Origin of the sequence: Aeromonas sp. 2MA4, from assembly GCF_029237305.1 — a bacterium.
In the GTDB taxonomy this organism is placed as follows: Bacteria; Pseudomonadota; Gammaproteobacteria; order Enterobacterales; family Aeromonadaceae; genus Aeromonas; species Aeromonas salmonicida.
The window spans coordinates 47,623-66,143 of record NZ_JAACFY010000010.1; the positions used below are offsets into that span (position 1 = coordinate 47,623).

18 protein-coding genes are annotated in these 18,521 nt (G+C 60.5%); 11 read left to right on the forward strand and 7 right to left on the reverse strand.

The features are described from left to right. Positions 1-210: 210 nt before the first annotated feature. Complete coding sequence (locus tag GWQ31_RS11900; RefSeq protein WP_271786817.1) at positions 211-2,304, reverse strand: TonB-dependent hemoglobin/transferrin/lactoferrin family receptor; 2,094 nt, start codon at positions 2,302-2,304, stop codon at positions 211-213. Positions 2,305-2,491: 187 nt separating this feature from the next. Between GWQ31_RS11900 and GWQ31_RS11905 the strand changes: the two genes are divergently transcribed. Genes GWQ31_RS11905 through GWQ31_RS11915 form a run of 3 tightly spaced genes read left to right on the forward strand, consistent with a single transcriptional unit; the run spans position 2,492 to position 4,491 of the window. Further along, the gene (locus tag GWQ31_RS11905; RefSeq protein ID WP_275909435.1) at positions 2,492-3,475 is read left to right on the forward strand and encodes a ChaN family lipoprotein; all 984 of its coding nucleotides are present in this window, start codon (positions 2,492-2,494) and stop codon (positions 3,473-3,475) included. A 20-nt stretch (positions 3,476-3,495) separates the two neighbouring features. Next, positions 3,496-4,047, forward strand: coding sequence for a cysteine hydrolase family protein (locus GWQ31_RS11910; RefSeq protein ID WP_275909436.1), 552 nt, complete (start codon positions 3,496-3,498; stop codon positions 4,045-4,047). A gap of 39 nt (positions 4,048-4,086) precedes the next feature. Further along, complete coding sequence (locus GWQ31_RS11915) at positions 4,087-4,491, forward strand: hypothetical protein (RefSeq protein ID WP_005311736.1); 405 nt, start codon at positions 4,087-4,089, stop codon at positions 4,489-4,491. 70 nt (positions 4,492-4,561) lie between these two features. Here GWQ31_RS11915 and hutZ read toward each other — a convergent pair whose 3' ends face one another. Both hutZ and hutX read right to left on the reverse strand, forming a co-directional pair. Beyond that, a complete protein-coding gene (gene hutZ, locus GWQ31_RS11920; protein ID WP_005311733.1) occupies positions 4,562-5,119 on the reverse strand; it encodes a heme utilization protein HutZ in 558 nt (185 codons plus the stop codon). Next, positions 5,116-5,628 carry a heme utilization cystosolic carrier protein HutX gene (gene hutX / locus GWQ31_RS11925; RefSeq protein ID WP_275909437.1) on the reverse strand — a complete coding sequence of 171 codons (513 nt, stop codon included), beginning with the start codon at positions 5,626-5,628 and terminating at the stop codon, positions 5,116-5,118. The genes hutZ and hutX overlap by 4 nt, the downstream gene beginning before the upstream one ends. A 168-nt stretch (positions 5,629-5,796) precedes the next feature. Between hutX and GWQ31_RS11930 the strand changes: the two genes are divergently transcribed. From GWQ31_RS11930 to GWQ31_RS11940, 3 genes are read left to right on the forward strand one after another with little or no spacing between them, the layout of a single operon-like run. Then, positions 5,797-6,636, forward strand: a complete 840-nt coding sequence (locus tag GWQ31_RS11930; RefSeq protein WP_275909438.1) for an ABC transporter substrate-binding protein — start codon at positions 5,797-5,799, stop codon at positions 6,634-6,636. Beyond that, positions 6,633-7,664 carry an iron ABC transporter permease gene (locus tag GWQ31_RS11935; RefSeq protein ID WP_169046694.1) on the forward strand — a complete coding sequence of 344 codons (1,032 nt, stop codon included), beginning with the start codon at positions 6,633-6,635 and terminating at the stop codon, positions 7,662-7,664. Before GWQ31_RS11930 ends, GWQ31_RS11935 begins: the two co-directional genes overlap by 4 nt. 14 nt (positions 7,665-7,678) lie before the next feature. Next, complete coding sequence (locus GWQ31_RS11940) at positions 7,679-8,467, forward strand: heme ABC transporter ATP-binding protein (protein WP_275909439.1); 789 nt, start codon at positions 7,679-7,681, stop codon at positions 8,465-8,467. A gap of 154 nt (positions 8,468-8,621) precedes the next feature. On the opposite strand, the gene GWQ31_RS11945 is transcribed toward GWQ31_RS11940, so the two are convergent. Then, positions 8,622-9,248: a YitT family protein gene (locus GWQ31_RS11945; RefSeq protein WP_275909440.1), complete on the reverse strand. Its 627-nt coding sequence runs from the start codon at positions 9,246-9,248 to the stop codon at positions 8,622-8,624. A gap of 331 nt (positions 9,249-9,579) precedes the next feature. Here GWQ31_RS11945 and GWQ31_RS11950 point away from each other — a divergent pair, with 331 nt between their 5' ends. The 5 genes from GWQ31_RS11950 (at position 9,580) to GWQ31_RS11970 (ending at position 15,827) form a co-directional block, all read left to right on the forward strand. Then, complete coding sequence (locus tag GWQ31_RS11950; RefSeq protein WP_219598436.1) at positions 9,580-10,590, forward strand: NAD-dependent epimerase; 1,011 nt, start codon at positions 9,580-9,582, stop codon at positions 10,588-10,590. A 278-nt stretch (positions 10,591-10,868) separates the two neighbouring features. Then, entirely contained in the window at positions 10,869-11,726 is an 858-nt protein-coding gene (locus GWQ31_RS11955) for a lytic transglycosylase domain-containing protein (RefSeq protein WP_275909441.1), read from the forward strand. 392 nt (positions 11,727-12,118) lie between these two features. After that, entirely contained in the window at positions 12,119-13,786 is a 1,668-nt protein-coding gene (gene ettA / locus GWQ31_RS11960) for an energy-dependent translational throttle protein EttA (protein WP_017412471.1), read from the forward strand. Positions 13,787-13,879: 93 nt separating this feature from the next. Then, positions 13,880-14,215 (forward strand): hypothetical protein, encoded by a 336-nt coding sequence (locus GWQ31_RS11965; protein WP_021138350.1) that lies wholly within the window; start codon positions 13,880-13,882, stop codon positions 14,213-14,215. Positions 14,216-14,483: 268 nt separating this feature from the next. Beyond that, positions 14,484-15,827: an NCS2 family permease gene (locus GWQ31_RS11970; protein ID WP_275909442.1), complete on the forward strand. Its 1,344-nt coding sequence runs from the start codon at positions 14,484-14,486 to the stop codon at positions 15,825-15,827. Between the two features lie 68 nt (positions 15,828-15,895). Here the strand turns inward: GWQ31_RS11970 and djlA are convergent, their stop codons facing one another. Genes djlA through GWQ31_RS11985 form a run of 3 tightly spaced genes read right to left on the reverse strand, consistent with a single transcriptional unit; the run spans position 15,896 to position 18,430 of the window. Beyond that, positions 15,896-16,732, reverse strand: coding sequence for a co-chaperone DjlA (gene djlA / locus GWQ31_RS11975; protein ID WP_021138352.1), 837 nt, complete (start codon positions 16,730-16,732; stop codon positions 15,896-15,898). A gap of 19 nt (positions 16,733-16,751) precedes the next feature. After that, a complete protein-coding gene (gene murU, locus GWQ31_RS11980; protein WP_096120084.1) occupies positions 16,752-17,420 on the reverse strand; it encodes an N-acetylmuramate alpha-1-phosphate uridylyltransferase MurU in 669 nt (222 codons plus the stop codon). After that, positions 17,417-18,430, reverse strand: coding sequence for a phosphotransferase (locus GWQ31_RS11985; RefSeq protein WP_275909443.1), 1,014 nt, complete (start codon positions 18,428-18,430; stop codon positions 17,417-17,419). Before GWQ31_RS11985 ends, murU begins: the two co-directional genes overlap by 4 nt. Between the last annotated feature and the right edge of the window lie 91 nt (positions 18,431-18,521).

Sequence of the window (18,521 nt, forward strand, 5' to 3'; positions counted from 1 at the left end):
AGGGGAAGCAAAAATGAAAAACATTAATAAAATTGAACTATTGCCACAAGAGCGGAGTCTATTGAGTAACACCACCTCCTGGTTAGTGTTGCAATCTTTCTACCCGCTTCTGGCGGGTTTCTTTTTTTAGTGGTCATGGGCCGGTTTCAGCCCACAGAAAAGGGGCCTTGCGGCCCCTGAGTCATAAGATGTGCGTGCTGCTCACCGGCATTAGAAGACGTACTTGACCCGTGCGCTCAGGTTGCGGCCCGGCTCTGTCTTGTTGCTGGTGTTGGCGGTAGCGCTCTGCCCAGTGATGTTCTCGTAGCTGACATACTCCTTGTCAAACAGGTTGAAGACACCGACGTTGAGCTGCAGATCCTGTATGGGCTTGAACTGGGCGTAGAGATCCACCACACCCCAGCCGGCGCTCTTGATGTTGTCGTTGCCTCTGGCATCCTTGCCCACCTTGTCCATGTCATCGGCAAAGCGCAGCGCCGTGTTGATGTTCCAGTTCGCCTGTTCCAGACGCACACCCACACTGCCGTTGAGCGGGCTCAGGCTGTTGATGTAGTTGCCATCCCCATCCTTGCCTTCGATGTAAGCCAGGTTGCCCCAGACGTTGACCAGGTCATTCAACCAGTAGTCAGCCTTGGCCTCGACCCCCTTGGTGGTCGCCTTGTCCAGGTTCTGGTACTGATAAAGGGCGGTGCGACCCTCGGTGCCGACCTGGGTCAGCTCGATGAAGTCGTCAAACTTGTTGTAGAAAGTCGCCACTTCGTAGCTGAAGCCGCCGGCATCGCCGCGCACCCCCAGATCGATGCCATCGCTGCTCTCGGGCTTGAGGTTGGCATTTGGCTCGATGCGATAGCCATACGCCTGGTGGTTCAGGGTCGAGAAGGCGTTGTCATACATGGGGGTCTTGTAGCCATGGCTGTACTGGGCAAACAGATTGGCCGCCTCGTGTGCCTTGAACACCAGCCCCAGCTTGGGCGAGAACTCCCCTTCGGAGAACTTCTTGAGGTTTTCGCCCGTGTAGGCGGGATCCTGATCCGGGTTCATACGGTAGTAGTCGTAGCGAACACCCGGCGTCAGTACCCAGCGCTCGCCAAATTTCAGCTCGTCGAAGGCCCACAGGGCACCGTGTTCCGTAGTAGTGGACGGGAAGCTCAGCTCGCTGTAGCCAACGAAATCACCCGGCGTGGTCGGCGCCTTGAAACGGGTGCGCTCGTTGTCGGTATGCTCATACTCCAGGCCCCAGGCAAGGCGCTGACTGGCCAGTGCCTTGCTGAATTTCACCTGGGCCCCCAGGCTCTCTTGCTCGAAGCCGTTGCTGTCCAGCGAGTTCTTGGTCACATAGGGGTTGCCCGGTCTGACCGGATACTTGGAAGAGGCGTACTGATCCAGGGTCTGCTTGGTGCGGGCATAGTAGACTTTGCTGTCGATGCGATCGACCCAGGGCGCGTTCAGGGCGATGCCGTGATCCAGCATCAGGGAGAGGTTGTCCGTGTCCTTGTCGGTGATCGGCTGATTGAAGACGGAGCCTGCCTTGGTGAGATCGACGGCATCCGGATCCTGCCCTTCGTTGAAGTAGTCGACGGTCAGTTTCAGGAATTGATCGTCGCTCAGGTTCCACTGGCTCTTGAACAGCACGGCCTGGCTGACGATGTCGAACTCCTTCTTGTCGCCATCGTAGTTCTGGGTCACACCGCCGTCACGCCAGGTGTAGCGCAGCAGGTTTTCGAACTCGCCGCTGCGCAGGGCCCCGGTAAAACCGGCCATGTTCTGATGGCTGCTGGAGGCGTAACCGCTGGTCACGTCCAGATAGCTGTCGCGGCCCCGGAGGAAATCGCTGGCATCCTTGGTGGTGATGGCGATGACGCCGCCCAGGGCATCGGAGCCGTAGGCCGCCGACGCAGGCCCCTTGACCACTTCTATCTGCTTGATCATGTCGGTGTCGAAGTAGCTCTGGCCGACCCCGCCGTTCTTGTAGGCATCGTTCTGGCGCACACCGTCACGCACCATCTTGACCCGGTTTTCACCCATGCCACGGATGACGAAGGTCTGGGCATCACCAGCACCGCCTATCGCAGTCACGCCCGGCTCGTAACGGAACAGGTCGGCAACGTTGCTCACCGCCTGCTCTTCAATCTGCCTGGCCGTGATCACAGTGATGGGACCGGAAACATCTTCCAGTTTTTGCTCCATCCGTGAGCCGCTGACGACCATGACTTCATCTGCTTTCTTGTCCGCCGCAAAAACCGGGGAAGCGAGGCCGGCCGCCACGGCAAGGGCAACCAGCGAGAGGGTGTTGTTGTGCGCCACTGTGAATCCTTATTGAGAACTGTTATCAAACAGCTGGCATATTACTTAGCTCGCAACAAAGATCAACAATAAAAGGAATCATTCTCATTTTCTTTTGTCATAGTTAGGTTCTACACTATTCCCCTCTGTTTTCCAGCTCGCCATGCTGTCATCGTATGGCCTCGGCTCTTCTTCGTTGTGAGATACCATGACCCGACTACTGCCCCTGCTCACCCTTCCCCTGCTGCTGGCCGCCTGCGCCACACCGCCCGGTAACGATGCCGGCACCCTCTACCACTATCAGCTCAGCGCAGGCCAGTCCGATGCAGGCCAAGGTGAGCTGACGCTGACACAGGCGGTGGATCGGGTGGCGGACGCCGACATAGTGCTGGTGGGCGAACTGCATACCCATCCTGCCGTACACCTGCTGCAGGCCCGTCTGCTGGCGGGGCTGGAAGAAGCATCCCGGGCCGATGGTCGTGCCCTTGTGCTCTCCATGGAGCAGTTCAGCCGTGCCGATCAAGCCGTGGTGGATGCCTATCTGGCCGGGCGCATAGGTGAGGCGGCCCTCATTCGCGATGGCAACGCCTGGCCCAACTACCAGAGCGACTATCGCCCGCTGGTGGAGTTTGCCAAACAGCACCATCTGCCGGTCATCGCAGCCAACGCCCCCAAGCCGCTGGTGAGCTGTGTCGGTCAGGAGGGGCCACAGTGGCTCGACAAGCTCCCCGCCAACCGCCGCAGCCAGCTTGCCCGCGAGCTGACGCTCACCGACGATGGCTATCGCCAGAAATTCATGGCCTCGCTCCACCACGGTGATGCCGACGGCAATGCCCGCCGCTTCGCCGCCCAGACCAGCTGGGATGACACCATGGCCGAAAGCATGGTCGATTATCTCAAGCAGCATCCCGGCCGGCGCATCATGCACATCGCCGGCAACTTCCACGTCGAGGGGGGCCTGGGGCTCGCCAGCCGCATCGCCAATCGCAACCCTTCGCTCAAAGTCGCGCTGGTGGTGCCAGAGACTCTATCGCAGACGAATGCACAGATCCCCGCCGGGCAAGTTGCCGATATACGGGTCCGGATCACACCTCTGCCAGAACGCTGGCTAAATGCAGATGAAATGAAGCAAGATATGGGCGCACTGCATCAATCCCGAAGCCGTGACTGCAGCCAATGGCTGCAACCCTGAAAATCGCCTAAGGATTCCATATGGATGTGTTACTGGTCATCGACATGCAACAAGGGCTGTTTGCTCATCCCCGCCATCAGGACGCGCAGGTCATTGCCAATATCAATCGTCTGGCAGACAGCGTGCGGGCCAATCAGGGCCGTGTCATCTATGTGCAGCACGACGCACCGGGTTCTGAACTGGAACCCGGCAGTGCAGGCTGGCAGCTCCACGCCGATTTGCTCCCGGCGCGCAGCGACAGCAGGGTGAGCAAGACCGCCTGCGACAGCTTCCTCGATACAGAGCTCGGCTTTCTGCTGGCGGAACAGGCAGTGGATCGCCTGCTGATCTGCGGCTGTGCCACCGATTTTTGTGTCGACACCACGCTGCGCAGCGCCGCCGCCCGGGGATTTGACGTATTCGCGGTGACGGATGCCCACACCACGGCGGATCGTCCTCACCTGAGTGCAGAAAAAATCATCGAGCATCACCACTGGATGTGGGAGCACCTGAGCCTGCCAAAGGGCAGAACCGTGACCCTGCTCACGACGGATGAATTGCTCGAAGCCACCCAGCCCGAGCTGGCGTGTTAATCTGCCAGCCTTGAAGTGATCACCGGATTGGAGTCTTGTGTGCGTCTACTGTCTGCCGTTGCATTCATGCTGTTGTTACCGGCAATTTCTGCCTGCTCCGGTTTGCCGGGGCGTCAGCCGGATGGCCCGGCCCCCCTGTTTAGAACCCAGATCAACGAAGAGGGGAGCAAGCGTTTCACGTTTGAAGCCGCACCGTTCGACACCCTGCCTACCCGGCTGGAGGAGAACGACGGCAATCGCCTGAGTCGCAGCAAGAGTCTGCTGGAACGGCGTGAAGCTCTGCAGGATGCACAGTTGACCCAGACCCTGGCCGAACGGAAGTATTGCCACAATGGCTATATCATCCTCAGCCAGACTTCCTGGAAGATCCGGGGCGAGTGCAACGAGACGGCCAGCCAGGCCGATCGCGATGCCTTCCCCAACAAGGCTTCCTGGCAGGACTAGCTCTCTGGTGTGACACGCAATAAAAAACGGGCAGCCTGGGCTGCCCGTTTTTTATTGCAAAGGCCTGTCGTCAGACTGGCGCATCGGCCGGGCTGGTCAGCTCGGCACCGTTGTCGACCCGTTTGTGCCCTTCCACCAGATGCACGAAATCCACCAGCTCGTCACCTGAGACGCGAAATGCCTGGCCGAAGCCTTTGACGAACAACCCCTGCTCGGGTTTGAGGCGAAACAGCACGAAATCCTTGAGATTGGACAGCCCTTTGACTATCTCGCCAAAACGCCCTTCCAGCGCGGCAATCGCCTGACTCCAGCGCACGTCGTCACGAGCCACTACTTCGGCCAGTGCATCAAAGGTGAGACGCTTGCGGGCGAACAGCTCACGGGCACCTGTCTCGTCCTCGATCAGCATCAGCGATACCTTGGGTACCTGTTGCAGGTTGCGGGCGTGACGGGCGATTTCAGAGATGAGCACATAGTAGCCATCTTCCTGCAGCACGAAGGGGGCATAGCTGGCATTGGGGTTGCCTTCGCTGTCCACCGTCGCCAGTTGCAGGGTGCGGCAACCGTCGCGAAACTCGCGGATCTCCGGTTGCAGACGATTCTGCAGACGCTCCTGACGTTCACTCATGCTTTTACTTCCTCTTGGTACTGGTGGCGCAAGGCCATGAAACGCTCCACCTGGGCAGGCAACAGCTTGCGCTGCTCATCACGTCCCAGATAGACCTTGAAAATACAGCGGCCGCTGTGGCCGAAGAACTGGAAAGAGTGGCCTTCTTTACCCATAAACAGCTTGCTGACCAGGGCAATGCCAACCACGTTGTCGAGCTTGAGATGGCCGTGCATCTCGCCGTCACGCCCCATCAGGTTGTAGTAGCCACGGGCGTTCTTGCCCCTGGGAAAGGGCGCCTTCACCTCGAAAATGGAGCCATCGGATTCGACAATGGTAGTCACCTGACCCCAGTCGGCCAGATCCGCCAGCAGGGCTTCAGCCTGCTCGGCGGGGACCCGGGTCACCAGCTCGTCGGGCAGGTGGCGCACCACCTCCCACTCGCTGACCGCCAGCTGAGTGGCAATGCTGGAAGGATGGGCGCTGGGATCTTGCTCCAGCAGCTCATGAATGCGTTGTGCAATGCTCATCGGTTCTCCCTGGGGATACGTTCTGCATCCCTCTTCTGTCATGGCGAATACTGTAATAAAGCGCCCAAACCAATGCAATTGATAATCGCTTTCATTCTCAGTGCATTTTTTTCACCGACTTGATATTCTCGGCGCAAACCCAACTTCATTCACCCTTCGGAGGTTAGCATGGGCCGTCGTTTTGCCCTCGCACTCACCCTGCTGAGCTGCTCAGCTCTTTCCCTGCTAGCAAGCGCGCAGGAACGTATCGTCAGCATAGGTCCTGCCACCACAGAGCTCATTCTGGCGCTGGGCGGTGAACAGAGCCTCGTCGCCACCGACATCAGCAGCGTTGAACCGAAAAATCTGCCCAGGGTCGGTTATCACCGTGCCCTCTCCGCCGAGGGGATCCTCAGTCTGGCGCCGACTCGCCTGATCGGCAGCGACGAGATGGGGCCGCCGCCGGCGCTGGATCAACTGCGCCGTGCAGGCGTAGCAGTGAGTGTGCTGGAGACGGCACCGACCCTGGCCAACCTCAACCAGCGTATCGATACCCTGGCCAAGCTGCTCAATGACCCGGCCGCCGGAGCGGCACTCAAGGCCGAGATCCAGACCCAGACCGATCAGCTGGCCGCGCAGGCTAAACAGAACAGGCCGCTCAAGGTCGCCTTCCTGCTGCTGCACAAGGGGCAACCCACCAGCATAGCCGGCGGCAACACCACCGCCAGCGCCCTGCTCACCCTGGCGGGCGGCATCAATCCGGTAGACCAGCTGAGCGACTACAAACCCGTCTCTGCCGAAGCCCTGATCAAGCTGCAGCCGGACCTGGTGCTGGTGAGCGGCCGCGACTGGCAACAATATCAGGATCCACAAACCGTGCTGGCACAGGTGCCCGCGCTCGCAGCGACGCCGGCAGGTAAGAATCGAGCCATCCACGCCATCGACGGCCACGCCCTGCAAGGGGGTCTCAGTCTCACCTCGCTGCAACAGGCGAACCAGATCGCCAAGTGGATCAAGCTGGGCTCATGATGCGCCTGCCATTGCCCTGGTTGCTTTGCCTCACCAGCGCCGCGCTGGCACTGCTGCTGGTCGGATCCCTGGCGACCGGCCCTATGGCGCTCTCCCTCGGCGAAAGTCTGCGCGCCCTGTTTGCCGGTCAGGAAAGCGGCATTGAAGCCCACAAGCTGCTGATCGTGCAGGAGATCCGCCTGCCCCGTACCCTGCTCTGCATAGCGGTGGGCGGCATTCTCGGCCTCTGTGGCGCCGTCATGCAGGGGCTGTTTCGCAATCCGCTGGCCGATCCCGGCATCATTGGCGTCTCCGGCGGGGCCGCCCTCGGTGCCGCGCTGGCCATAGTGCTGCTGGCCCCTCTCGGCCAGCAGTGGCAGAGTCTTCTCGGCATCGGCCTGCTGCCGTTGCTCGCCTTTCTCGGCGGCGCGCTCACCACTACGCTGGTATATTTGCTCGGCACTCGGGAAGGTGGCACCTCCGTCACCGTCATGTTGCTGGCCGGGGTCGCCATCACGGCACTTTCCGGCGCAGTGATCGGCCTGCTCACCTATCTGGCCGACGACCAGATGCTGCGCAACCTGAGCCTGTGGCAGATGGGCACACTGGCGGCAGGCAAACCGGTGGATGTGGCGCTGGCACTGGCTACCCTGATCGCCCTGCTGCTGCTGTTCATGCGCGATGCCAATCCCCTCAACGCCCTGTTGCTGGGGGAAGGGGAAGCCCGTCATCTGGGAGTGAATGTGCAATCCCTCAAGCGGCGCCTTATCTTGCTCACCGCCGCTGGGGTCGGTGTCGCCGTCGCCGTGGCGGGCATGATCGGCTTCGTCGGTCTGGTGGTGCCCCATCTGGTGCGACTGCTGGCCGGGCCCAACCATGTCAGACTGTTGCCGCTTTCAGCTTTGCTCGGCGCTGCCCTGCTGCTGGGCGCCGACATGCTGGCTCGCACCCTGATGGCGCCAGCCGAGTTGCCGGTGGGCATCATTACTGCCCTGCTGGGCGCTCCCTTCTTTATCTGGCTGCTGGTCAAGGGCCGCCGGACGCTTTAACCGGAGGTCTCACCTTGTCAATATCATCCCCTCTGCTGCGCTGCCACCAGCTCAGCCTCACCCGTGGTTGCCGCCCCATCCTGGACAGACTCGACCTCACACTGCAAGGCGGCACGCTCACCGCCCTGCTGGGCCCAAACGGCGCAGGCAAGAGCTCACTGCTCAAATGCCTGACCGGCGAGCTGGAGTACGAAGGGGAAATCAATCTGTTTGACCGGGAGCGGCAAGCCTGGGCCAGCAGAGAGCTGGCCCACCGCGTCGGCGTGCTGCCGCAGAGCTCGTCTCTCAACTTTCCGTTTCTGTGCGAAGAGGTGGTCGCCATGGGGCGCCTGCCCCACACTGAGCCCGGCAGCCGACGGGACGAGATAGTGCGGGCCGCCATGACCCACGCCGGGGTCGATCACCTGGCCAGACGTCTCTATCCCGGCCTATCCGGGGGGGAGCGACAGCGGGTGCAGTTTGCCAGAGTGCTGGCCCAGATCTGGCAAGCACCGGACGATCCCCAGCAGGCGCGCCTGTTGTTGCTGGACGAACCCACCTCGGCGCTCGACCTCAAATATCAGCACCAGCTGCTCACCATGGCTCGTGCCCTGGCTGCCCGCAACACGGCCGTACTGGTGGTGCTGCACGACCTCAATCTGGCGGCGCGCTACGCCGATCGACTGGTGATGCTGGATCAGGGCAGGCTGCTGGCTGATGGCACCCCGGCCGAGGTACTGACCCCGGCCTTGATCGACCGCCTCTATGATTATCCCGCTCAGGTGATCCATCACCCTGAGACAGGCCTGCCCATGGTGGTGTGAGAGGGGTCGGGATCCTGGATAGCAAAAGAGCGCCATCAGGCGCTCTTTTTGATTGTGAGAGAAGTTCTGGCTCACGCTATCTGATAACGGCCCGGCTTGTGTCGTTGAACGTCAACACCCGATACGGATATCGGATGAGTGCAATATCGGGTTCTCACGCTATCTGATAGCGGCCCGGCTTGTGATTGAGTGTCAACACTAGGTTACAGATGATGGCCGCCACTACCGAGAGGGCCAGGATCCAGGGCTGCACCACGAAGCAGGAGGCAACGACTATGGTGCAGTCCAGCCCCATTTGCAGCTTGCCAGCGCGGATGCCAAAGCGGTCCTGAATAAACAGCGCCAATATGTTGAAGCCACCCAGGCTGGATTTGTGGCGGAACATGATGAGCAGCCCCATGCCAATCAGGGTGCCACCGATCAGGGCAGCATAGACGGGCTCAATCTTGCCTATCTGCAGCACGGCGTTGAGGTGATCCGTCATGAAGGAGACAGCCGCCACCGAGACGAAGGTGTTGAGGGTGAAGCGCGGCCCCATCCTCAGCCAGGCCAGGGCGTAGAACGGCAGATTGATACCGAAGAACAGCAGGCCGAAGCTCAGGCCCGTCACCTGTTGCAGCAAGAGCGCCAGCCCGGCGGTACCGCCGGTGAGCAGGCCAACCTGATGAAACAGGAAGATACCGAGAGAAACGAAACCGGCTGCCGTCAGCAGGGCGAGAACATCTTCATAAAACGGGTGCACAAAAGCGTGCGAGTCCGCAGAGCCCGGGGTGTTGTCCATAACCTGTATCCAATAGCGAAGTGAAAAGAGTGTTTTTGCCGCAGTGGCGGACGCGAGCCCTGTCCGCAGGGCTTCGTTATGGGGTCCAGTCTATTTTTTGCGACCATGATCACAATAGCTCCGGGAAACGCCCCGTTTTGGTGCCTGTCATTCTCCATTGACAGGCCGTGCACCAAGATGCAGCATGCCGCGCCTGACGAGCTCCGCCATCGCCCGCCATGTCGCCGGAACGACGTGGCGCTGGCGTGCGCGCTCTGGTACAAAGCCCACAGCCATTTTCCAGTCCCCGTTCAGGACCAGAGACCCCAATGATCAGCACAGGACAACACTCATGAAGTATCTGGTGACAGGCGCCGCTGGCTTTATCGGCTTTCACGTGGCCAAACGGCTATGCGAGGCAGGCCATCAGGTGGTGGGGCTGGATAATCTGAACGACTACTACGAGGTAAGCCTGAAACAGGCGCGACTGGCCCGGCTGCTCCCCTTTCCTCATTTTCGCTTCGAACAGCGGGAACTAGCAGATCGGGATGCCATGGCAAACCTGTTCACCAACGGCCAGTTCGAGCGGGTGATCCACCTGGGCGCCCAGGCGGGGGTACGTCACTCACTGGAAAATCCGTTCGCCTATGCCGACAGCAATCTCACCGGCATGCTGACTGTACTGGAAGGGTGCCGCCAGCACGGCATAAACCATCTGATCTACGCCTCCTCCAGCTCTGTCTATGGCCTGAGCGATCTGATGCCCTTCTGTGCCGAACAGCGGGTAGATCACCCCGTCTCTCTCTATGCCGCCACCAAGAAGAGTGGCGAACTGATGGCCCACTCCTACTCTGCGATCTATGGTCTGCCTACCACAGGCCTGCGCTTTTTCACCGTCTATGGCCCCTGGGGTCGCCCCGACATGGCCATCGCCAAGTTCACCCGCGCCATCCTGGCGGGCGAGCCCATCGATGTGTACAACCACGGGGATCTCAGCCGCGACTTTACCTACATAGACGACATAGTGGACGGCATACTCGCCATCGCCGAGCTGCCGCCCCGCGCCAATCCGCACTGGCACGCCAGTCAGGACAGCCAGGCCGAGAGCGCTGCCCCCTATCACATCCTCAACATAGGCAACGGCCGGCCGGTGCGGCTGCTCGATTTTATCGAGGCGCTGGAGCAGGCGCTGGACAAGCCCGCCATCAAGCGGATGCTGCCCATGCAGGCTGGCGACATGCACGCCACCTGGGCCGACAGCGAGCCCCTTCACACCCTCACGGGTACCCGCCCCGCCACCCCGCTCAGGCAGGGAGTCGCCGAGTTTGTGCGCTGGTATCTTGACTATTACCGGCCGGGGTGAGCCCCCCGGCGACATGAACGTGCAATCCTGACTAAATAGTGCGGCGTGGAACATGAGTCATCACAGGTTTCCCCCATCGCAAGCCACTTTTGCTACCCCTTGTGATGGGACTGTCCCTTCCAATGCCCACCGGCATCCCACACGGGCCTGTATTTGCCATTGGTTCCATACCATTTTGATCTCTGGGCAGGTGGCGTCATAACAACAGGATCCACTGGATTAATGGCAGATCGGGCCATGTTCCCCTATATCTTCTGTACCCCAACAGGAGAGAATCCATGGCGAGCCTCAGCGAAAACAGGCTGTTTTTGCTGCTTTTTTTATCGCTGTTGCTGGCCGGTACTGTGCAGGCTGCAGCGCAAAGCAGGGATTTCAGACAAGCCCCCAAGGCGCTCACTGCCCTGAAAAAGGGTCAGGTGGCGCAGAGCCAGGGTAATTTGACCCAAGCCATTCACTTCTATTGTGCCGCCGCCACGACGGGCAACCCGGAAGGCTATTTTCGCATCGGTCGCCTGCTTGCCACCGGCCCGGGCTCGGTGCGCAACCCCAAGATGGCCAACGCCTACCTCGCCATGGCAATGCGCCTTGGCAATCAGCAAGCCGCCCGCTACTACAATGCCCGCATCGGCAACGCCATCATGGGGGATCAGTGTGGCGCCGGCGTCGGCGGGGGAGCAGGCAGTTACTTTGCCGAGATCCCCAATACCCCTTTCAATCTGGATGCCTACCTGGCCCGCCAGTCACCAACCAAACAGAAACTGGCCGCCATGTTGCGCCACGCCGCCAAACACCACAGCCTCGATGAGCGGCTGGTGCTGGCCATCGCCATTGCCGAATCCAACCTCAACAGCCGCGCCGTCTCCCCCAAGAATGCCCAGGGGCTGATGCAGCTCATACCGGAAACCCAACAGCGCTTCGGCGTGACTCGCCCCTTCGATCCGGCACAGAACATCAAGGGTGGCGTGACCTATCTCAAGTGGCTGGATCGCCGGTTTGATGGCAACTGGGTACTGATGTCGGCAGCCTACAACGCAGGAGAGAGAGCGGTGGAACAGTACGGCGGCATCCCCCCCTATCAGGAGACCCAACAATATGTGCGGCGAGTGCTCTACTTCGCCGGTCACAAGGGGAAGTAACCCTCACCCGTTCATGCCCGATCTGGAAATAGACGTCGGTCCCCTTCCCAACCCGCGACCGGCAATCAGAGCCAGGTACAACCCAATGTCTCGCTCGCAGCCAGCGAAAATATTGCCCGGCAAGGCTGGTCAGCGACGAACAGCCAAATATGGCGGCTTTGGCACAAAAAGAGCCCTCATCATGCCAGGCGTGCCCCCAGCGCACAGCCGGATGTGACGGCTGCGGCAAAGAGGGCTACAAGCCGGGCCCTGCCTTTGCCCCCCTTCCCCCATTGGTTTACAATCGGAGCGTTTTTTGGAACCGGGTTGACGGCGTGTCGACCTGGCCCCACCACGACATCAGTCTGTTAGTGCCAAGACATTAACCTGCTGAATAGGAAGAGAATTAGCCAATGGCTCAATTTATTTACACCATGAACCGGGTCGGCAAGGTAGTGCCGCCCAAGCGTCATATCCTCAAGAACATCTCCTTGAGCTTCTTCCCGGGCGCCAAGATAGGCGTACTGGGCCTGAACGGTGCCGGTAAGTCCACCCTGCTGCGCATCATGGCCGGCATAGATACCGAGATCGAAGGGGAAGCCCGTCCGCAGCCCGGCATCAAGATCGGCTACCTGCCCCAGGAGCCGAAGCTGGATCCGGAGCAGACAGTCCGCGAAGCGGTGGAAGAGGCCGTCGGCGACGTCAAACGCGCCATGGCTCGCTTGGACGAGGTCTATGCGGCCTACGCCGATCCGGATGCAGATTTTGACAAGCTGGCCCGCGAACAGGGCGAGCTGGAAGCCATCATCCAGGCCCAGGGTGGCCACAACATGGAAAACCAGCTGGAGCGCGCGGCCGATGCCCTGCGTCTGCCGGCCTGGGACGCCAAGATCCAGCACCTCTCCGGTGGTGAGCGCCGCCGTGTGGCGCTGTGCCGTCTGCTGCTGGAAAAGCCGGACATGCTGCTTCTGGACGAGCCGACCAACCACCTGGATGCGGAATCCGTGGCCTGGCTGGAGCGCTTCCTGCACGACTACGAAGGCACTGTGGTGGCCATCACCCACGACCGCTACTTCCTCGACAACGTGGCAGGCTGGATCCTGGAACTGGACCGCGGCGAAGGTATCCCGTGGGAAGGCAACTACTCCTCCTGGCTGGAGCAGAAAGATGCCCGCCTGGCCCAGGAGGCCAGCTCCGAAGCGGCTCGTCGCAAGTCCATCGAGAAAGAGCTGGAGTGGGTTCGTCAGAATCCGAAAGGTCGTCAGGCCAAGTCCAAGGCCCGTATGGCTCGCTTCGAAGAGCTCAACACCAACGACTACCAGAAACGCAACGAGACCAACGAGCTGTTCATTCCGCCCGGACCCCGCCTCGGCGACAAGGTGCTGGAAGTGGCCAACCTGCGCAAATCCTACGGTGATCGGGTGCTGATCGACGATCTGTCGTTTGCCATTCCGAAAGGGGCCATCGTCGGCATTATCGGCCCGAACGGTGCCGGTAAGTCGACCCTGTTCCGCATGATGTCGGGTCAGGAGCAGCCGGATTCCGGCACCATCACCCTGGGTGAAACCGTGGTGCTGGCCTCTGTGGATCAGTTCCGCGACAGCATGGATGACAAGAAGACGGTATTCGAAGAGGTCGCTGACGGTCAGGACATACTGCGCATCGGCAACTACGAGTTCCCGAGCCGCGCCTATATCGGCCGCTTCAACTTCAAGGGCGCCGATCAGCAGAAGCGGGTCGGCGAGCTCTCCGGTGGTGAACGTGGCCGTCTGCATCTGGCCAAGCTGCTACAGACCGGTGGCAACGTACTGCTGCTGGATGAACCGACCAACGATCTGGACATCGAAACCCTGCGCGCCCTCGAGAACGCCCTGCTGGAGTTCCCAGGTTGTGCCATGGTCATCTCCCACGATCGCTGGTTCCTCGACCGCATCGCCACTCACATCCTGGACTACCAGGACGAGGGTAATATTGCCTTCTTCGAAGGCAACTTTACCGAATACGAAGAGTGGAAGAAGAAGACCTACGGCGCCGAGGCGATCCAGCCCCATCGCGCAAAATACAAACGCATCACCAAATAAGGGTGACGGCGTCACAAGGGGAGCTTCGGCTCCCCTTTCTATTGCCTTTTGGCATACAATCCAAGACGGATGCCTTTGCATGGATGTATCGAAATGACGACCCAGACCCCCACAGAGAAGAAACTCACCATCCAGATCCGGGTCGAACCCGGCTGCCTCGGGCCGGATGGCAAAGAACACATCGAGACCTTCTGTGTCGCCGCCGCCAAGATCTTCGCCGCCATCTATCCCGAGCTGGTGAGCTGGGTGCTGATCCCGCGCTATGACAAGCAGTTGCCGGAGCAGGAGTTCTTCATCGAGGGACGCAAGTTGACCGAGGAGCAGGCCAGTCTGTTCCTGCGTCGTGTCGGTAGAGAGCTGGGGGAAGTACAGGACAGACTCGACTCCGTGCTGGCCCAGTTGGTGGAGCGTTACTTCAAGACCCTCTGACGCGGCCTCTGTCAGCCATAAAAGGTTCTCTATCGAGGACCTTTTTTATTGCTCAAAAAGAAAACGTTTGAATTTTTGCTCTATTCATTGATCCGCTTCGCAGATCCGGGGTTTGTAAACGGCGCCGCCTGTGTGAAAATGTGCGCGCTGTCACGGTATCAGGACGAGTCTGGTCACTTAGTCACCAGAAAAACAGCCCCCTTGCCCACGCATGGATGGGGTGCCGACTCTCCTGCTGCTTATTTCACGTCACCTATTGGAATCCAACATGAACCAACAACACCAAGCTGCCAATCAGGCCGCCGGGCAAGGATTGCTTGAGCGCTTGTTTGCCCTGCAAGGCCATGGCACTACCGCCCGCACCGAGGTCATCGCCGGGATCACCACCTTCCTGACCATGGTCTATATCGTGTTCGTCAACCCGCAGATCCTCTCTGCGGCGGGCATGGACACCCAGGCCGTGTTCGTCACTACCTGCCTTATCGCTGGCATCGGCAGCATACTGATGGGCCTGTTGGCCAATCTGCCCATCGCCCTGGCCCCGGCCATGGGACTGAACGCCTTCTTCGCCTTCGTGGTGGTGGCCGGCATGGGCTATTCCTGGCAAGTCGGCATGGGCACCATCTTCTGGGGTGCCATGGGTCTGCTGATCCTCACCCTGCTGCGGGTACGTTACTGGCTGATCGCCAATATCCCGCTCACCCTGCGGGTCGGTATCACCGCCGGTATCGGTCTGCTGATCGCCCTGCTCGGCCTGCACAACGCAGGTATCGTAGTGGCGAGCCCGGCCACCATGGTGACGGTGGGCGATCTCACCTCCCTGCCCTGCCTGTTGGGGCTGCTCGGTTTCTTCCTGATCTGCATCTTCTCAGCCCGCGGCGTTCACTCCGCCGTGCTGATCGCCATAGTGGTCACCACCACCCTGGGCTGGCTGTTTGGTGATGTGACCTTCAAGGGCTTCGTCTCCATGCCCCCTAGCATAGAGCCGGTATTCGGCCAGCTGGATTTGATGGGGTCGCTCGACATCAGCCTGGCGGGGATCATCTTCTCCTTCATGCTGGTCAACCTGTTCGACTCTTCCGGAACCCTGATAGGCGTCACCAACCGCGCCAAGCTGGCGGACGACAAGGGTCACTTCCCGCGCATGAAGCAGGCACTTCTGGTGGATAGCGTGAGCTCGGTCGGCGGCGCCTTCATGGGTACCTCCTCTGTCACCGCCTTTATCGAGAGCAGCTCCGGCGTCGCCGTCGGTGGCCGCACCGGCCTGACCGCCATAGTGGTCGGCCTGCTGTTCCTGCTGGCGATCTTCTTCTCCCCCGTCGCGGCCATGGTGCCTGCCTATGCCGCCGCCGGCGCCCTCATCTATGTAGGCGTGCTGATGTGCTCCGAGCTGACCCGGGTGAAGTGGGAAGACCTGACCGAAGCTGTACCGGCCTTCATGACAGCTGTCATGATGCCGTTCAGTTTCTCCATCACGGAGGGGATCGCCGTGGGCTTCATCTCCTACTGCGTGATGAAGGCAGGTACAGGCCGCTGGCGCGAGATCAACCCCTGCGTACTGGTGGTCGCCCTGCTGTTCGTGCTCAAGTTTGTCTGGGTCGACAGCCACTAAACCTGACTTTCGCAAACAAAAATGCCCGTCATCGACGGGCATTTTTTATGGCGGACAGATAGCGGCACTCAACGGATGCCGCGGGCCTCGCGGATCCATTCCCAGGCCTGCTGGATCTCCTGGGTCTTCTCCTTCGCCATCTCCATCATCTCCGGTGGCAGCCCCTTGGCGGCCAGCTTGTCGGGGTGATGCTTGCTCATCTCCTTGCGGTAGGCGCGCTTGATGTCCTGATCGCTGTCGCTCTCGCTCACCCCGAGCAACTGGTAGGCATCCTTGAGGCGATCCGCTGACGGCGCATCCTGCCGATACTGCTGCCCGCCGTGCTCACCGCCCTGATACTGGCCGCCATGCGCCCGGTTGAAAAAGTTCATCTGCGCTTCGGCCATCGCCAGGATGCGGGCCAGCTCGATGCGGCTGAAGCCCAGCTCATCGGCGATGGTATGCAAAATGGCGCGCTCGTCGGCCTCGACCTTGCCATCGGCAAAGGCTGCCTGCAGTTGCACCTCCAGGAAGAAACGCAGTATGTCCCGCTGCCCCAGGCTGGCACGACGGAACTCGGCCAGGGTTTCCCGCAACGGGAACTCGGCCTCCTTGCCCAGACGGAACGACTCCTGGGCGCGCGCTCGCTGATCTCCCACCAGTCGCATCCGATCCATCAGGTTGGAGGCAACCCGGATCTCCTGCTCTGTTACCTGGCCATTCGCCTTGGCGATATGGCCCATGACGGCGAAAGTGGCATGGAAAAATACCGCCTGTTGTTGTTGGCTGGGGCCACGCTGAAACGCGCCCCGAATACCCATGCCCCGATCGAAACGATGGCCGATCCAGAGGCCAAGCAGAGCACCAAAGATGTTGCCGAGCAGAAAACCGAAGAAGGCGCCCAGCACCTTACCCCAAATACGCATGGTTCAAGACCTCGTGATGTTAATGAGTGCGCCGTTGCAGCTGATCATTCAGCTCGCGCAGCCGCTCTGTGGTGCCAATATCGCGCCACTCGCCGGCCAGCATGGCGCCACCGACCCGGCCTTGCGCCATCCAGTCGCGCAGCAGGGGGGCCAGCTTGCGCGCCCCCGACGGCAAATCGGCAAAGGCGGCGGGGTCATAGAGCCCGACACCGCTGAAGGTGAAGGCTGGCGCATCCTGCACCCGACCGGCGTGAAGCGAGAAATCCCCATGAGGATGCTGGGGCGGATTGGGCACCAGCCAGAGATGGGCCAGATCCGTACCCAGTGGCTGGTTGACCAGGGTGCGATAGTCCAGACTGAGCCAGGTATCGCCGTTGATCACCAGAAACGGATCGGCGCCAAGCAGGGGCAGCGCCTGCACTATGCCACCGGCGGTTTCCAGCGCACTCGCCTCTGCCGACCAGTGAATGCTGACCCCGAACGCACTGCCGTCACCGAGTGCTTCCACCAGCTTGTGGCCGAGCCAGGCGTGGTTGATGACAAGCTGGGTCACGCCGGCGGCCTTGAGCTTTTCGATATGGTGCACTATGAGCGGCTTGCCCCCTGCCGCCAGCAGCGGCTTGGGCAAGGTGTCAGTGAGCGGGCGCATCCGCTCGCCACGGCCGGCAGCCAGGATCATCGCCTTCATACCGGGGCTCCGGCCACTCGGGCCAGCCCGGGCAACACCACTTGCTGCAACCAGGCACCGAAGCGGGCCAGCTGCGGATAGCTGGCGCCATGTTGCTGGCACACATCCACCACATAGCCCAGGGTGCGGGGAATGTCCTTGAGGTAACCGGACTTGCCATCCCTGTGATAGAGGCGAGTGAAGAGACCAGCCGCCTTCAGGTGACGCTGCATGCCTGTCAGGTCGGCATGACGACGGAAACTGGCATAGTCGAGCCCGCCAAGCAGACCCGCCTGCTGCAGCGTATCGAAGCCGTGGCGCATGCCCTGCTCGATCACATCGTCGGGCCAGCGCACGTAACAGTCTTTCAGCAGGGAGACGAGGTCATAGCTGAGGGGACCTATCACCATGTCTTGAAAATCGATGATGGCCAATTCGCTGCCGTTTGGAGTATCACCACCACAGACCATCAGGTTGCGGCTGTGAAAGTCACGGTGCATCACCCCCTGGGGTTGAGCCAGATTGCTGGCAGTGAGGCAGGCAAACATATCATCCAGCAGCTGTTGTTCCGACTCGCTCAGGGCCAGCTGCAGATGATGGCCCAGCAGCCACTCGGGGAAAATACTGTTTTCACGGGCCATAAAGGCAGCGTCGAAGGGCTCCAGCGCCAGTGCTACCGCCCCCAGTCTGGGTAGCAAGGCGATGGCTTTGCCATACCAGGCCAGCACATTCTGTGCATCCAGACAGCTGATAAGCTGGGTATCCCCCAGATCTGTCACAGCCAGCAGGCCATCATCATAGTCCACCCCCTTTATCTCGGGCGCCAGCAGCCCCATGGCATGCAAAGCAGAGGCATTGCGGACAAACTCATGATTTTTTTCGGTTTTTGGATTGGCATCCACCCACACCAAGCCACCACCACGGTAGTAGCGGCGAAAACTGGCGTCACCGGAAATCAGGGTCAACTCAAGGTTGGCATCACCGGAAATCCGGCGAGCCCATTGCAATAGCAGGGAATCGCGATCGTACATAAGTCGGGGACCGAATTGGAAAGCAGCACTTGGCTGTTAGCCCTGGCCGCAATAATGCTTTATCATTGCCGGCTAACATAAAGCAATGACA

Excerpts from the sequence above, each read along its gene's own strand:
- GWQ31_RS11905 (WP_275909435.1), top strand. The coding sequence starts at position 2,492 with ATGACCCGACTACTGCCCCTGCTCACCCTTCCCCTGCTGCTGGCCGCC.
- GWQ31_RS11910 (WP_275909436.1), top strand. The coding sequence starts at position 3,496 with ATGGATGTGTTACTGGTCATCGACATGCAACAAGGGCTGTTTGCTCAT.
- hutZ (WP_005311733.1), bottom strand. The coding sequence starts at position 5,119 with ATGAGTGAACGTCAGGAGCGTCTGCAGAATCGTCTGCAACCGGAGATC.
- hutX (WP_275909437.1), bottom strand. The coding sequence starts at position 5,628 with ATGAGCATTGCACAACGCATTCATGAGCTGCTGGAGCAAGATCCCAGC.
- GWQ31_RS11930 (WP_275909438.1), top strand. The coding sequence starts at position 5,797 with ATGGGCCGTCGTTTTGCCCTCGCACTCACCCTGCTGAGCTGCTCAGCT.
- GWQ31_RS11935 (WP_169046694.1), top strand. The coding sequence starts at position 6,633 with ATGATGCGCCTGCCATTGCCCTGGTTGCTTTGCCTCACCAGCGCCGCG.
- GWQ31_RS11945 (WP_275909440.1), bottom strand. The coding sequence starts at position 9,248 with ATGGACAACACCCCGGGCTCTGCGGACTCGCACGCTTTTGTGCACCCG.
- GWQ31_RS11950 (WP_219598436.1), top strand. The coding sequence starts at position 9,580 with ATGAAGTATCTGGTGACAGGCGCCGCTGGCTTTATCGGCTTTCACGTG.
- GWQ31_RS11955 (WP_275909441.1), top strand. The coding sequence starts at position 10,869 with ATGGCGAGCCTCAGCGAAAACAGGCTGTTTTTGCTGCTTTTTTTATCG.
- ettA (WP_017412471.1), top strand. The coding sequence starts at position 12,119 with ATGGCTCAATTTATTTACACCATGAACCGGGTCGGCAAGGTAGTGCCG.
- GWQ31_RS11965 (WP_021138350.1), top strand. The coding sequence starts at position 13,880 with ATGACGACCCAGACCCCCACAGAGAAGAAACTCACCATCCAGATCCGG.
- GWQ31_RS11970 (WP_275909442.1), top strand. The coding sequence starts at position 14,484 with ATGAACCAACAACACCAAGCTGCCAATCAGGCCGCCGGGCAAGGATTG.
- djlA (WP_021138352.1), bottom strand. The coding sequence starts at position 16,732 with ATGCGTATTTGGGGTAAGGTGCTGGGCGCCTTCTTCGGTTTTCTGCTC.
- murU (WP_096120084.1), bottom strand. The coding sequence starts at position 17,420 with ATGAAGGCGATGATCCTGGCTGCCGGCCGTGGCGAGCGGATGCGCCCG.
- GWQ31_RS11985 (WP_275909443.1), bottom strand. The coding sequence starts at position 18,430 with ATGTACGATCGCGATTCCCTGCTATTGCAATGGGCTCGCCGGATTTCC.